Below are 15228 nucleotides of genomic sequence, written 5' to 3' on the forward strand. Positions count from 1 at the left end.
ACATTATCCATTGATCATAAAAAATCCTGATCTGTCTGGTTCATAACCTGAAACCGCAGGGGAAAATCCACTCCCCATCACTATTGGAAACAACATAAAAGCTCCCGGCCTGGTGGCAAAGTCAAGCAGAAAAAGCGGAATCAGAATTCAGGCTGGCGCGGATCCTCGATCGCCGCCCTGTACTGGTACTCCACAGAAGAATTGGCAGGCAATTTCATCAGTCCTCTTGGATCCAGACGGACCCTGGCAACCGGAACAGAATCGCCTTCAGGGACGGTTTCCCATTTGAAAACAGCATATGGAATATTATCAATGTAAGTCAAATCGGCATGATAAAGTCCTTTCATTTGCCCGTTCTGCATCACCATCACACGTATCTTGGAAGTTTCCATTTGAATTACCCTTGAGAATTGTTTTCAACAAATACAGCCCTGTTTGTCCGGGTTCAGTTATCAATATCCAGAAGTCCTGAAAAACTGACTATTGCCTTCTCCCCTCTGTAGATAGGCAATGGTTTTTCACCATCTTTCAGCGAAGTCTTTATATCCTGTTTTTCGTTGGAAAAACTGACATAGGCAAAGTTTCCCTTGGCCCCTCTGGCTTTATATGCCTCATCGATTTCATGAATATTATCGGGAATTTTCGCTTCCTGAGGAAAACGGACCGCTTGAAGAACAACCCACTGAAGACCGGCATCACCGCCAAGCCACAAGGACGGCTGAAGTTCCGGATTCGAATTCCATGCCGAAACCGTATCGCCGCTTTCCGTCAGTTCCTTTCTTGCCACCTGAACAGCGAAATCATGAAGCTCCCAGTTCGTCATTTCGATCTTCTCATCCGTAACCAGATCAGGAGGAATCACGGGAGTTCTGTTTTCAAGCGTCAAAAGATTCCATCCCTCCCCTGAACAAAGCCAATTGCCAAAAGAAAAACGCATAGGCATGATACAGGCATACCCCTTGCATTCCCTTGCAATCTTTGCCAAATCCTCCTCGGTTCCAGGCATTTTGACCAGTCCATCAACATCTTCCAAACGGACGAAAAAAAGCTGGTTTCCCAATCTGAAAGAAAGATGTTCCATAAACGGAACCTCCAGATGCGCACGCATCCAGACCAGCTCACTACCTCCCTTCATTTGCAAATGCCGTCCGGCAGATTGCCAGCACTGAATGAAATCGTCAGATAAAACATAGGATTGACTTGTTGTCTGCATGATTTTTCCTTATTTTTGTTTTGAATAGGCAAATAATTCCCTATACGGAACAGCTATGTGTATCCGCTCCTGAGGGATTTCGACGTTACTTGAAAAATTCTGAATATAATGGAAAGGCAGGAAAGAAATCTTTCCCGATGCAATGACAATCGGGGTAACCCGTTGTGAAAAACGGCGCTTGTAACCGGTTTTCCACAGAAAAAACTGACGTTGTTCAAGAGATCGTATTCCATAGCAGTTCTCTGGATGGTTGCCCAAAAAGGCAACAATTTGTATCTGCGAAGAAAGGTGTACGGTAGTCTCTTGACGCCAATCTATACCTTTCAGTATTTTACCACTTGTATTTCAAAAACGAAATAGACGATTTCATCAGAGTATCTTTTTTTCCCCCATACCCTGTCATAGAATAATATGCCCTTTAGGTAACTGAACACTCGAAAGGAAAATGACATATGATTCACCGATTCAGGATAAATACAGTATATGGAGGTGAAGAACTCCACGGCGGATGTGGCTTCATGGAAAGACATAAAATCACTGTACTCAGAAGAACGAAAGGCTGGATATTCTATAAATGCCACCCTGCGGCAGTCGGAAAAAAACTGCTTAAGGCCAGAAGAAACTATGTGACAGGTTGGGGTGATTTCATTATCGTCCCCACTTTTGAACACGATGAATTCCATGCTTATGGAATAGAACCCGGCATCAGCCCGCTCAAACCATAGAAATACGATTCCATTCCGGCCGGAGGGATAAGGACACCTGATCTCTGGTCAATACAAATTCCTTCCTGAAAATAATCCCCCTGTTTTCCACACTCCTAAAATTATTCTCTTCAACTGTAAAAAGTCCACCTGCTCAACGCGACAAGCTGAAGAACTTATCCCGGTCCATAGCCGAACAGAACTGCATGCTTCATACCATCGTTTCCTGATTATCTGGAAAAAGACATCCTGACAGTTCCTGTTTTTCTGCTAGCAAGGGAAAACGCTTTATTTGTATGAAGGCTATATCTGCAAAAAATCCCGATGAAATGTTTTTACAATAAAATTCCCCTAAAACAGTATGTCACAAACAAAAAATGGGGAAACGCAGACAGTTGGACTATTTTTGAGAGGATAAAAAATCTTATCAACGCTATTGCACACAAAACCTGTATGGAATGATGAAAAATTGAATATTCCGCCAGATCAAGGCACAAATATAAAAAACTACCAAAAAACCTGCCTTTTATGGTTTTTTTCTTCAATTTTGCGACACAACGGGTAAACTGAAGCCAGCATGACGCTGGCTTCCCGTGACTGGACAAGAAAAACGGACAGGATTACTCGTCAACCAGATACAGGTCTTTGTCCTTGTCTTGCAAAAAGACTTGGGCATAGCCTTCTTTCTTGCCCTGCTCAAACTGCTGTTCGCCCCACTTCCGGCATGCGTCACAGGCATAACGCGGAATGGCCACCGCCTTGATATGGCTGTGCCTTCCTGTATCCGCCTGCGAATCAATCACAACGGTACCGCCACAGTCAGGGCAGGTTCTGACCGTTTCCGTCTGCGTTTCGCGAATATAATCCGTATCATAGAAAATGCTGCGATTGCGACGGTGGAAAGGCTGATTCGGATAAGCCTTGCGTTTCAGGGCTTCCCTGTTTTTCCAGTTTTCCAGCGTATAGTCTTTCAGCTGTTTCAGATAATTGGTAATATGCGGCGACTGGATCTGGTTACGCGGATCGTAATCCGGTTCCTTGATATGGCTGTAATCCAGACCAGCCATCGCCAGAATAATACCGGTATTGATATAAGGCAATGCACTTTCGATCGAATATCCCCCTTCCAGAACGGCCAGATCAGGTTTCAACCGATCATTCAGGATAGCATATCCCTGTGCCGTGAACTTCATATTGGTAATCGGATCGGAATAGTGATTGTCCTGTCCTGCCGAATTCACGATCAGATCGGGTTTGAAGTCATCCAGAAGCGGCATAACGATATTGTCGAGCGTATAAAGGAAGCCTTCCTCACAGGTTTCCGGCGGCATCGGCAGATTGACGATCGTACCATACGCATTCGGGCCACCGGCTTCATCCGGAAAACCGGACCCCGGATACAGTGTCCGTCCGTCCTGGTGCATGGAAATGAACAGGGTATTCGGATCATGCCAGAAAATATCCTGTGAACCGTCGCCATGATGGCAATCGGTATCGACGACGGCGATGCGTTTGACTCCGTATTTGTGGCGGATGTACTCGATCATGATCGCTTCCATGTTCAGGGTACAGAAACCACGGCTGCCATGAACGACGCGCATGGAATGGTGTCCGCATGGACGAACCAGAGCGAAAGCGTTATCCACCTCACCGGTCAGCACCTTGTCGGCAGCGGTCAACGTTCCCCCCACCGAAATCAGATGGGACGTATGAACGATCTCGTCGATATTCGGAACACAGAAATGCACGCGGTTGATATCGGCCGGAGTCGCCAGATCAGGCTTGTATTCCTTGATATTGTCGAAGTCAAGAAGACCTTCCTCGACAACCTGATCCTGCGTGTAAAGAAGACGTTCTTCACGTTCCGGATGGGTCGGCGTAATCGCGTAGTCAAACGCCGGGAAAAAAACCAGTCCTGTTTTCTTTTTCACGAAAGCCTCTTTCAATTCGATTCATCTTTGATCAGACCCGGTTTGACCTGAAGTCTGACCCGCATGTTTTTACCGATCGTGGAATAACCCCTGACGACATTGAACACCTGGCTGTCGGCCACTTCCACGACGATATCCTCGTCTCTCGCACCAGCCTCTTTGGCTTTTCTGACCAGTTTTTCAGTACCCAGCTCGATGACATCATCCAGGGTAAACCGGTTGGAAATTTTCTGCTGGACGCCTTCTTCGGCAATACTCAATACCTGCGCCTCGGTATCGGCGACGATATTGAGTTCCACTGTCGTTCTGGCAGTCGCCGCTCCGCTGGCATTGATCACGTCGGAATCGTTCGGTACCCTGACCGGGCAATCCATCATCTCGCCGATCCGTTTGGCCATATAAGGTGCCGGGCCACCGACCACCAGAACTTCTTTCGGCTCGATCCGTCTGCCTTCCAGAAGTTCGTGAATCGTATAAACCGGCTTGCTGTTGATTTCGGCAAGCATCGCATTGATCTTTTCCACAATCAGCGTACAGGCCAGATCGACGACCTGACGGGCGACGTCTTCCGGTGTTTTTTCCAGTTCGGCAGCCAGCTGCTTCATGGCATCCATCGCCTTGTCCTTGTCGCCGATATCGGCAATTCCCAATACGACAAGAGCATCCGTCGTCGTCGGAACAGGGCCACCGAAAGCCATGGCGGCTCCCAGACGTTCCGGCCCGAGGAGAAGAACACCGTCCTCGACCCGGACATGGCTGTCGCCACCGACACCGATGGAATGCGTCAGCAAACCGCGAACCGACGTTTTGTGATCCTCGATCGTGATACCCTGCGGCTCCAGCAGGGGAACCCCATCGGCAAACAGGGCGATATCGGTAGTCGTTCCGCCGATATCGACTGAAATGGAATCCTTTTCCGGGGAAACATACGGCAAAACTCCCATGATCGTCGCCGCAGGGCCGGACAGAATGGTCTGGACCGGCATCTCGCGTGACGCTTCCACTTCGATCGTACCGCCATCCGCTTTCAGAATGTACAACGGAACCTTGACCCCCAGCTTGTCCATATACGTTTTCAGCTGATCGGCCAGTTTGCGCTGGAGTCCCCATACCGCTTCATTCAGATACGTCGTGGCAATACGCCGCGGGAAATTCAGGGCACCGGAGAGCTGATGGCTCTGGGAAGCATGCTCGGCGATATCATCCAGATAGGCATCCACTTCCTGTTCATGAACGGGATTTCTGGTCGAAAACTTGCCGACAATGGCAAAACGCGTGATGTTTTCCTTTTTGAATTTTTCCTTCAGTTCCGCCAGTTCCGCACGGTCGGGTGCTTCCGCCTCTATTCCGCGGTGACTCATGTAACCGGCGATATAATTCGCCTTGTCGTACAGGGGCAAATCCTTCGGTGAAACACCGGGACCGTTCATGACGACCAGACCGACCGGATCAAGCTGGTTCTGGACAACAGCGTTCGTCGTCAACGTCGTTGACAGCACAATGCGCTGCAGGTTCTTGATATCTTCCGGCCTGGCAACCGCTTCGGTTGCCATCAGAACGGATTTGAGAATGTTTTCCTTATCCGTCAGAACTTTCGATTTGCGGATAATTTTTCGGTTATTCATCAAAACCGAATCGGTGTGCGTACCTCCAACGTCGATTCCAAGGATCATAAGCTTCCCCCTGTAACCGGTTCTATCGAGGATTTCAAAGATGAGAATATAGCCATATCGTTTTTGAATTGAAAAAATCGGGTTGCTACATCGAAAAAGAATCTGTAAAAAATAACGCACACCGAAACGATCTGTCCAGCGTGCCCTATCAAAGGCATTACTTCGCTATTGTAACATCACCATCCTGAAAGACACTTGACTTCATCAGGATTTCAGACAGGACAGGCAGAAAAACCGTGTCGTCTTCCGTCTGTACAAACCATCGATACGATAAAACCGGCCTTATTCCGAAAGCGGGGAATCATCCAGAAAAAACGGCATTTCATGAAGAAATGCCGTCCGAACAATTTCACATCTGCCGCCGATTACCTGACCCGCTCAAAAACAGCCGCAAAAAAACCGTCTGTCTGGTGAATCTGTGGCAAAAGCTTCAGATAATCCCCCATTTCCAGACCGATTTTCCCCTCACCGAGCACCTGCTGCATGGGTACCAGTACAAAACGGTCATCCTTTTCCAGAAAACCGGCAACAATTTTTTCATTCTCGTCATCCAGCAAACTGCAGGTGGCATACACCAGCCGTCCCCCCGGTCTGACCAGTCGTGCGGCCGATTCCAGAATGGCTTGCTGCTTTTGCGCCATTTCCGCAATCGTCTCCGGTGTCTGGCGCCATTTCAGATCGGGATTGCGCCGCAATGTTCCCAGTCCGCTGCAAGGTGAATCGACCAGAACCCTGTCGGCTTTTGCCGCCAGCCGCTTGATACGGGCATCCCGCTCATGGGCGATCTGGACAGGATGGACATTCGACAAACCACTCCTTGCCAGACGCGGTTTCATTTTCGCCAGCCGCCTGTCGGAAACATCGAATGCATAAAGGCGCCCCGTATTACGCATCGCGACACCCAGTGCCAGTGTCTTGCCACCGGCACCGGCACAAAAATCGACGACCATTTCACCCCGCTTCGCCCCGACAATCTGGGCCAGCAACTGGCTGCCCTCATCCTGAACCTCGACATTTCCTTCCTTGAACAAAGGCATATTCTGCAAGGCGATTTTCCGGTGCAAACGGATTCCGGACGAAGCGTAGGGAGTCGGTTCACATTCGACGGGCACCTCTTTCAGGACCTTCAGGACATCTTCCCGTTTGGCCTTAAGCGTATTGACCCGCAGATCCAGAGAAGCAGGTGTATTCAGCACAGAGGCCAGTCTGAGCGTTTCGTCCTCGCCATACTGGGCAACCAGCCTGTTATAAAGCCAGTCAGGCAGATTGGCCTGCATCTTTTTCGGCAACCGGGCTCTGTCGATTTTCATGACATGCTCCAGCCAGACCTTTTCCTCCTCGCTGATTCCGCCCAGTGCTTCGACTCCATAGATATCGGCCAGACCAAGCAAGACCAGACGCCGCATTTGCGCACCTCTCCCGGACTCGGAAAGGTGATTGTAAACCAGCCGGTTGCGCAAGATCGCGTATACCGTTTCCGCAATCGCCCCTCTTTCACGCATCCCCAGTTTGGCATGTTCCCGGAAATATCGCGAAATCACAACATCGGCAGGCCCCGCAAATTGCAGGATCTCTCTCAATACCTGTTCGGTATGCGTAATGACCAGTGGAGACAATCTCACAATCCCCCTCCCGTCAATACAAAATCCAGGGATGATGCGACATCCTCTGCCAATCTGGCCTTTCCGTCCCGGGTATAGGCCACCTTATCCTCGACAAACCAGCCGACGACCCTCGGATAAAGCCGGTGCTCCTGTTCCAGCACCCGATCGGCCAGCGAATCCTCGTCATCATCCGGCAGCACCGGTACCACAGCCTGCGCAATAATGGGGCCACCATCGAGTTCCGGAGTGACGAAATGTACCGTCGCGCCATGAACCCTGACACCCGCCTCGATAGCCTGCCGGTGAGTATGCAATCCCTTAAAACCGGGTAACAAGGAAGGATGGATATTGATCATGCGCCCCGCATAATGATTGACGAAACCGTCCGTCAGAATCCGCATGAACCCGGCGAGAATCACCAGATCGGGATGATATTCGTCAATTGCCTTCTGCAACGCCGCATCATAGGATTGCCGATCCGGATAATCCTTATGGGACACCACCCGGGTCAAAATCCCCTCTTTTTCCGCAAAAGCCAGCCCGGCGGCATCGGCACGGTTACTGATCACGGCACACAACCTGGCCGCCCATTTTTCACGTCTGAACGCCCGGACAATGGCTTCCATGTTGCTGCCCCGTCCGGAAATAAGGATGACAATATTTTTCATGCGCAAATTGTACCCGTCCTGCCGTCTTTATTCCATGCCGGCAAACGAATTATTCCGTGTTTCTAAATCGCGAAGCATTTCCGTTACGGTCACTTTATTTCGGGCAACTTCGCCTTTTTCGGTCATCGGACAGACCTGCCCGACACGAAAATGGCCCGGATCCATCCAATTTGTCCATCAAAAAAAGGTGAAGCATCCGCTTCACCTTTTTACAAAGAGACGACCTGTCTCCCCCAAAAACAGGATTATCCTGCAACCGGAGCAGCGACGAAATCCGTCAGCAGTTTTCTTAACCGGTCCGACCAGAAAAAACCGGCACAAGTCAGCGACATTCCGTCTCCATCCCTGCTGTCAACAAGCAGTCCGGCCTCTTTCCATTGTGCAAGAAGTTTCCTTCCCGAATCGCGGTGCGATACCGGCCATTTGTCCATATCCGGCAACTGCAGCCTCTCCATGGCGACATCCAGTTCATGGGAAAATCCGCCACGATCGGCGGAAAGCGGGGAAGGTGTGATTCTGGACAGCGGTTTCTCGCCACGGCCGACCATTTCCGCATAAGTCCCGATATCTCTTGCCGTACCGAGCCCGATCGTTCCCAGCCGACCGCCAGCGGCCGAACCGAAAGGAATCATATCGGTCTGCTGTCCGGCAAGACGGTTATACAACGATCTTTCACGGGTATTGCGACGCCAGTGTTTCGGCGAAAAGTGCTCGAATCCGTAATCGTACAGACGTTCATACGCCGCACCGAACATTCTGGCTTTTTCGTTGAACTCCGGCATCGCCGGCATTTTTCCGCGGTTAATCGCCTTGTCGAGCGGACTGTCCGGAAAACGCCTGAGTTCATACAGATCAAGGCCGGCAATACCCGTTTCCTCACTGATATACCGGATATCGTCCAGAAGCATCGGAATATCCTGCCCCGGCAACCCGTACATCAAATCGATGACGACTGAAGCGCCGCTTTCGCACAGGCCATTCAGCGCTTCACCGACTTCTTCCCGGGAAGAGATCCGCCCGAGTTTTTTCCGCAATGCCGTATTGGCTGACTGAACCCCCAGAGAAAAACGGTTTGCCCCCGCCTCGACCCACGCCTTGCCCTTGTCTGCGGTAAACCCGGTCGTTCTCCCCTCCACCGTCACTTCCGCGTCGGGAGATATCCTGAAACAGTCATGCAAGGCGCGGATGACCGCCGCCATATCGTCCCGATCCAGATCACTCGGCGTTCCGCCACCGAAATAAATGACATCTACCGACCGTTTGTCGACCACCTCTCTCAGAACATACGCCGTATCGACAATTTCTTTCAGAAGCAGTGAAGAATATTCCTTGCTGAAATCCTTCTTGGTCTGATTGATATAAAAGGGACAAAAAGTACAATGATGGTGACAAAACGGCACATGTACATACAAAGCAAGCGGACGTTCCGGCCTCGCCATAAATGCCTTTGCACCGAATTCGGCAAAAGACCCGCCATCCCATTCGGGAGGCTGTGGTCGCATGCGGGCAAGTGAAGGCATCGTTTTCTTTTCCTCGGCAAAAGCCATCGTCAGGGGATCGGACGAAACCTGAGCATAAAAATCGGAAATGTCAGGCATGAGCAACCTCCTTTACCCCCCTGTCACATTGAACAGTCACCGCACGACGCAACCAGACCGGATCGTCCAGTACCTGCAAGGCAGCGGCCGCCACATCACCACGGGAAACATAGCCTTTCCGGTTCCTGTCCGGTCCGTCAAGCAGGCAGAAATTGCCCGATGCAGGCTCGTCATTCAAACCGCCCGGCCGGACAATCGTCCAGGGCAATCCGCTCTTTTTCAGATAATTTTCCGCTTCGGTCTTGGCTTGCAGGGCCTCTCCGAGAAACTTTTTGACATTATCATTCAACGCTTCATACTGCTCGCCGCATCCCATCGATGTCACAAGCAAAAACCGTTCTACCGGCTCTCCTCCTTCAAGTGCGCGAACGACATTGATATTGCCTTCACCACAGACACGACGGCCCTGTGCATTTTTGCCTCCCATCAGACTGATCACCCTGCGGGGCCGGGTTTCATTCAGTGTCTGCCAGCAATCATGCACCTCGAAGGCATCCCCCCGAACAACCGTCACTCCCAGCATTTTCAGACTGGACACATCACTCTCTTTTCTTGCCATGGCGGCAACTCTTTCCCCTTTTCCGACCGCCAGACGTGCAATGGAAAGACCGGTATTGCGGGTTGCCCCGAAAATCAGCAAATCGACCCCTTTCATGCAACCGCTCCGGTTTTGGCATCGGAAAACCAGAAGCGCATGGCAGTAATCTGCTCCGGAACAAGCTCCCCTTTTTCATCACGTCCTGCAAAAATCTTGAACATGGCGTTTCCCGATTCATTGATGAATTGCAGACTGACTGTCTGCCTTTTCATAAAAGGTCTTTCCACCAGATAAATCGATTTGCAATGATTGGCCCGCAAATGGCCGTGCAACGGACTGTTATAGGCAAAATTGTAAAAACCGTGACTGAACTTTCCGTTGGGCAATTCACCGGAAAATTCCATGATGACATCAGGTGTATTCATGACCAGAGTCACTTTGCCCAATGCAGGAAGCGACTGCATGACATCCACGAAATGACTGCCGTCGATCTTTTGCCACATGGATTCAGGAAGCAGCTCGATCACTTCGGCCAGTCCCAGATCCGCGTTGGTGGCAATCCCTTCCAGCATGGCGCCGGGATTTTCCCGAAGCATTTCACGAATGGCGGTCTTGTTCATGGGTTGTGTTGTATTTGTCATGTGTATTTCTTTTCTTTCTGAAAACCTTGTGGGGTTGGTTGAAAACTCGGTGAGATACAAAGCTCACCCTAAAAAAATTAAATGATAATCATTCGCATTTGTGTTGACAATTTTAAATGAAAATAATTATCATTTGCATCGTTTTCAAAAAATATTCTGAAAAACAATCAAGAAAACTTCATCAACCGAACAAATTCTTCAAATTTATCGAATCATGGCCGTACACGTTCCCAATCATTTCCCGATCCGGCACATCGACAGTTTACCGCGACCGCTTGTTCGGGGATTGGCAACCGCCGTTCTGTTCATGCACGGAATCCTTATCGCCGCCGCACTGAGAAGTATTCCTTTAGTCGAACTGGGCGGAAGTGCCGGCGGTGGCAACGGCGGCGGTAACGGCAGCGGTAACAAGGCACTCTTCGTTTCGGTTTTGCAAAACAATCCTTCCCTGTCAGGAACTTCGGCTGAACGGCAAATGGTCCGTTCAGCCGAAGAACCTGCCTCCATGAAAAAGAAAAAACAGCCGGAACTCATTGCGACAACCGCCGCGACACAAAAAACGTCGCCAGAAAACCAGACCATCAGGAAGACTCCTGTCAAACAGGTCCCCCCCCCTGCGGCTGAATCAAAAACGATCCCTGATCCCCGGTTTCTTTCCGCCCGGTCAACGCATTCCAGTCAGGAATCAAACGCCTCCGGCAACACCGGTACAGGCAACGGTACGGGAAGCGGTCATGGCGACGGAAAAGGGACAGGTACGGGACAAGGCGAAGGGGAAGGAACCGGTAACGGCATCGGATCCGGTGGTACCGGAAACGGAGTCGCCCGTTCGGTGTCACTTTCCCGGCTCCGCTACAAACGGGCTGTCAAACCCGACTACCCGGTCCGTTCCATCCAGAAGCATGAATCGGGCCAGGTCAATGTTCGTGTCGTTGTCGATACGGCAGGCCGTGTCCATGACGCCCGGGTTGTCCTTTCCTCCGGATTCAGTCGCCTGGACGAAGCGGCTTTGAAGGCGGCACGACGCAGTACATTTCATCCCTATACAGAACATGGCCGCCCGCTTTTCGCCATGGCCATCATTCCCTACCGGTTCAACCTGAACGGGAAATAACCCCCCTATTCCACCAACAGAAAGCAGCAAGAAAATGGAACCTACCGCCAGCAACATCGGATTCAGTCATTTCATCGCCCAAAGCGATTTTCTCGGAAAAACGATTCTTGTCATACTGATCGGCATGTCCGTCGTATCCTGGACACTCATTATCGTCAAAGGGATCGCCGGATGGCGCCGCAAACGCTACAGCAAGGAATTTCTCCAGTTCTTCTGGAACGCCACATCTCTTGACACCGTCCGGCATGAAATCCAGACACATGGCATCAAATGTCCCTTCTCGCATCTGACCGCCCATGCGCAACATGCCAAAGAACACCATGTCCACTACGGTGCCGCCAAATTATCCGAGGCAGGTACCCAGCAGGAATTTGTCACCCGGACAATGCGTATGGTCATGGATGAAGATGCGGCCCGTCTCGAAAACGGGTTGACTGTCCTGGCGACCATCGGATCGACTGCGCCCTTTATCGGCCTGTTCGGAACGGTCTGGGGTATCTACAACGCCCTGATCAATATCAGTGCAAGCGGAGCCGGCACGCTCGACATGGTCGCCGGCCCTGTCGGAGAAGCCCTCATCATGACCGGTATCGGACTGGCCGTCGCCATCCCGGCCGTTATCGGATACAACTGGCTGGTACGCAGCAATAATGTCACGATGTCCAAACTCGACACGTTCGCCAACGAACTGCTTACCTTTCTGACAACCGGCAAACCCTATTCCATCAATACCGAACCTCATGAAAAAGCGGCCATGACACCGGTTGTCCACAACATCAAACGGGGCTGATCATGGCATTCGGAGGATTCGAAAACAAACATGGCCGGACACCGATGGCCGAAATGAATATGGTACCACTGATCGATGTCATGCTCGTGCTGCTGGTCATTTTCATCGTCACGGCGCCACTTCTGTCGCATTCCGTCCGGATCGAACTGCCGCAAGCCAGTTCGAAAAGCATCGAAACCACACCGGCAAAAATCGATCTGGCCATCCAGTCGGACGGTGAACTCCTGTACAACGGGAACGCTGTCGACCGTAACACGGCACAGGCACTTTTCATGGAAGCGGCCAGAAAAAAACCCATGCCGGAAGTCCATATCTATGCAGACAGACATGCCGACTATCAATACGTCGCGCAAACCTTGTCAGATGCCAGCCGCGCTGGCCTGACAACTATCGGTTTTATCACCAGACCACAAGAAAAACAAACCATTTCCCCTTAACAAAGAGCAGAAACAAATGAAAAAATTTTACAAGCTTGGCATAGGCCTCGCCTCTGCCACACTCTGCCTTGCGCCCCTGGCACAGGCACAGCAGGATGAAAAGTATTCTGAAACCACACATGCCGTCGCAGAAGACCGGAAAAACCGGGAAGAATCGCCTTACGAAATGGGAGCCATTACGGTAACAGCGACACGACAGGAAGAAAAAGTTCTGGATACACCGGCTGTGGTCAGTGTCATTACCCGGGAAGAGATAGAAGACCATAACGTCAACAACATTCAGGAACTGGTCCGTTACCAGCCGGGTGTCTCCGTCAATCGCCAGACGTCGGGAACCACACCTTTCGGCGGTCTCGGCGGATTTACCATCCGCGGTGTAGGCGGAAACCGGGTCCAGATCGTTGTGGACGGTGCCCGCATAATTGAAGCCAACGATGCCGGCAACCGGGACTTTGTCGACATGTCGACCCTGAAAGCCGTCGAAATCCAGCGGGGACCGGCATCGGTTCTGTGGGGCGCCGATGCGCTGGGCGGTATGGTGTCTTACCAGACACTCGATCCTGACGATCTTCTGAAAGGCAATCAGGTCGGCGGAACGGCCAGTTACGGATTCGATGGCAGCAATTATGCCCACAGCCAGAATGCCATGGTCGCTGCACAGATCAACCCGGCTGCCCAGGTCATGTTCGGCTATACGCACCGTACCTATCACGAAACCCGGCTGAGAAACGCCCGTTCTGACGGAGGCCAGTGGGGATGTAATCGTAATGGCCTCGGTTGCGACAAGTTCAATCCGACGGATGCCGAAGTCAACAATGCCCTGACAAAACTGGTTCTTCGTCCCAATGCTGACCATCAGTTCAAGCTGACCGGTGAATTTTTCGAATCGGACACCAGTATCGACCAGTTATACGACAGAGGTATTCTTCCCAGTGCGATGGGCATGTCCAGCACCGATAACGGAGACCGTTTCAGAAACCAGAGACAGACGCGACTCCGCATTGCACTGGAACACGATTGGGATGTCAATACGGCAGCGCTTGACAATGTGATCTGGCGTCTTTCCTATTCTCCCCAGAAACGCTCCCTCTCCGACCGTCGCTGGTACCGGAACACAAAAACAGACCAGAATTTCTATGCTTCAGGGAATACAGACTACAGCCAGAACTTTTATCAGGCCGATATCCAGTTCACGTCCAGTTTCGATCTCGGTGCCACGAAACACAAACTGACTTACGGTTTCCAGGGCGACAAAACCGATACCGATTACTACAACAAGAGCGTAACCGACAACCTGACTCTGGGGACATCGACCACCACCATGGGTGGCGGCAGCAATTTCGCCGATGCCGAAACGATCCGCGCCGACCTGTACCTTCAGGACGAAATCAAATTGTTCAACGACCGTTTCAAACTCATTCCGGGCATCCGCCGTGCGCACTATTCCCTCGATCCGACACCCAACCAGTATTACGACATTATCAAAGGCAGTGAACCCCGCAAGATCAGTGAAACAAAATGGTTGCCCCAACTGGGTACGCTCTTCAAGCTGAACAATCAGTATTCCATTTATGCCCGCTATGCGGAAGGCTTCAAGATGCCGACAGCCGAGCAGCTTTACACATCCTACGACATGGGTGTCATGCAACTCGTCCCCAATCCCGACCTGAAACCGGAAGAAGTCAAATCGTTCGATATCGGATTCAGGGGGCAATTCCATAAAGGCTGGTTCTCGATCGGGGCATTCTACAGTGATTATACCAATTTCATTCTCAGCCGCCAGCAGATAGCCAACGAACTTAAATACACTTACAAAAATGTCGACAAGGTCAAACTGTACGGTATCGAGGCTTCTGCCGAATGGCAGGTCGCCAGAAACTGGACTTTGAACGGTAGCGCCGTTTACCAGTATGGCAAACAGACCAGCGACAACGGTCATGAATATGTCCCTTTCGACGGTGCCTCCCCCTTGTCGGCAGTACTGGGCGTAACCTATGAAATGCCGAAATACGGTGTCACTACCCAGCTATTCGGAACCTTCACTCACGGAATCGACCGGGTCAGCGACAACGATTACTACAAACCGGGCGGATATGCCCTGTTCGACGGCTATGTCAACTGGCAAATCGACAAGACTTTCCGGCTGACCGCATCGGTCCTGAACATCCTGAACCGCCGCTACTTCGACAGCTCTGCCGCCACCATGGAAGACCATCCTTCCAATCCGGCCACGATCTATACCAATCCGCTGGAACTCCATACCGGTTTGGGCCGTACATTCGCCGTCAGTCTTTCGGCAAGCTTCTGATGGAGACAA

The 15228-nt window shown here is 51.1% G+C and carries 14 protein-coding genes; 5 read left to right on the forward strand and 9 right to left on the reverse strand.

Annotated features, from left to right (window positions below; genetic code table 11):
• Nucleotides 1-140: 140 nt before the first annotated feature.
• Nucleotides 141-392, reverse strand: coding sequence for a hypothetical protein (locus NB647_RS07385; protein WP_269282688.1), 252 nt, complete (start codon nucleotides 390-392; stop codon nucleotides 141-143).
• A gap of 53 nt (nucleotides 393-445) precedes the next feature.
• Nucleotides 446-1213 (reverse strand): hypothetical protein, encoded by a 768-nt coding sequence (locus NB647_RS07390; protein ID WP_269282690.1) that lies wholly within the window; start codon nucleotides 1211-1213, stop codon nucleotides 446-448.
• A gap of 518 nt (nucleotides 1214-1731) precedes the next feature.
• Here NB647_RS07390 and NB647_RS07395 point away from each other — a divergent pair.
• Nucleotides 1732-1938, forward strand: a complete 207-nt coding sequence (locus NB647_RS07395; RefSeq protein ID WP_269282693.1) for a hypothetical protein — start codon at nucleotides 1732-1734, stop codon at nucleotides 1936-1938.
• Between the two features lie 599 nt (nucleotides 1939-2537).
• On the opposite strand, the gene NB647_RS07400 is transcribed toward NB647_RS07395, so the two are convergent.
• From NB647_RS07400 to hutX, 7 genes are all read right to left on the reverse strand, one after another.
• On the reverse strand, nucleotides 2538-3848 hold the full coding sequence (locus tag NB647_RS07400; protein WP_269263960.1) for a histone deacetylase: 1311 nt from the start codon (nucleotides 3846-3848) through the stop codon (nucleotides 2538-2540).
• 11 nt (nucleotides 3849-3859) lie between these two features.
• The gene (locus NB647_RS07405) at nucleotides 3860-5521 is read right to left on the reverse strand and encodes a hydantoinase/oxoprolinase family protein (RefSeq protein ID WP_269282696.1); all 1662 of its coding nucleotides are present in this window, start codon (nucleotides 5519-5521) and stop codon (nucleotides 3860-3862) included.
• A gap of 365 nt (nucleotides 5522-5886) precedes the next feature.
• Nucleotides 5887-7143: an RsmB/NOP family class I SAM-dependent RNA methyltransferase gene (locus NB647_RS07410; RefSeq protein ID WP_269282698.1), complete on the reverse strand. Its 1257-nt coding sequence runs from the start codon at nucleotides 7141-7143 to the stop codon at nucleotides 5887-5889.
• Complete coding sequence (gene purN / locus NB647_RS07415; RefSeq protein ID WP_269282700.1) at nucleotides 7140-7793, reverse strand: phosphoribosylglycinamide formyltransferase; 654 nt, start codon at nucleotides 7791-7793, stop codon at nucleotides 7140-7142. Before purN ends, NB647_RS07410 begins: the two co-directional genes overlap by 4 nt.
• Before the next feature lie 245 nt (nucleotides 7794-8038).
• Entirely contained in the window at nucleotides 8039-9391 is a 1353-nt protein-coding gene (gene hutW / locus NB647_RS07420) for a heme anaerobic degradation radical SAM methyltransferase ChuW/HutW (protein WP_269282702.1), read from the reverse strand.
• Nucleotides 9384-10046 (reverse strand): NAD(P)-dependent oxidoreductase, encoded by a 663-nt coding sequence (locus NB647_RS07425; RefSeq protein WP_269282704.1) that lies wholly within the window; start codon nucleotides 10044-10046, stop codon nucleotides 9384-9386. Before NB647_RS07425 ends, hutW begins: the two co-directional genes overlap by 8 nt.
• Nucleotides 10043-10570 (reverse strand): heme utilization cystosolic carrier protein HutX, encoded by a 528-nt coding sequence (gene hutX / locus NB647_RS07430; RefSeq protein WP_269282706.1) that lies wholly within the window; start codon nucleotides 10568-10570, stop codon nucleotides 10043-10045. The genes NB647_RS07425 and hutX overlap by 4 nt, the downstream gene beginning before the upstream one ends.
• Before the next feature lie 214 nt (nucleotides 10571-10784).
• Between hutX and NB647_RS07435 the strand changes: the two genes are divergently transcribed.
• Genes NB647_RS07435 through NB647_RS07450 form a run of 4 tightly spaced genes read left to right on the forward strand, consistent with a single transcriptional unit; the run spans nucleotide 10785 to nucleotide 15219 of the window.
• Nucleotides 10785-11684, forward strand: a complete 900-nt coding sequence (locus NB647_RS07435; RefSeq protein WP_269282708.1) for an energy transducer TonB — start codon at nucleotides 10785-10787, stop codon at nucleotides 11682-11684.
• A gap of 34 nt (nucleotides 11685-11718) precedes the next feature.
• Nucleotides 11719-12474 carry a MotA/TolQ/ExbB proton channel family protein gene (locus NB647_RS07440; protein ID WP_269282710.1) on the forward strand — a complete coding sequence of 252 codons (756 nt, stop codon included), beginning with the start codon at nucleotides 11719-11721 and terminating at the stop codon, nucleotides 12472-12474.
• Between the two features lie 2 nt (nucleotides 12475-12476).
• Nucleotides 12477-12911 (forward strand): ExbD/TolR family protein, encoded by a 435-nt coding sequence (locus NB647_RS07445; RefSeq protein WP_269282712.1) that lies wholly within the window; start codon nucleotides 12477-12479, stop codon nucleotides 12909-12911.
• Nucleotides 12912-12927: 16 nt separating this feature from the next.
• The gene (locus NB647_RS07450) at nucleotides 12928-15219 is read left to right on the forward strand and encodes a TonB-dependent hemoglobin/transferrin/lactoferrin family receptor (RefSeq protein WP_269282714.1); all 2292 of its coding nucleotides are present in this window, start codon (nucleotides 12928-12930) and stop codon (nucleotides 15217-15219) included.
• Nucleotides 15220-15228: the final 9 nt, after the last annotated feature.

The sequence above is a fragment of the Oxalobacter aliiformigenes genome, assembly GCF_027116575.1.
GTDB classification, from domain to species: domain Bacteria; phylum Pseudomonadota; class Gammaproteobacteria; order Burkholderiales; family Burkholderiaceae_D; genus Oxalobacter; species Oxalobacter aliiformigenes.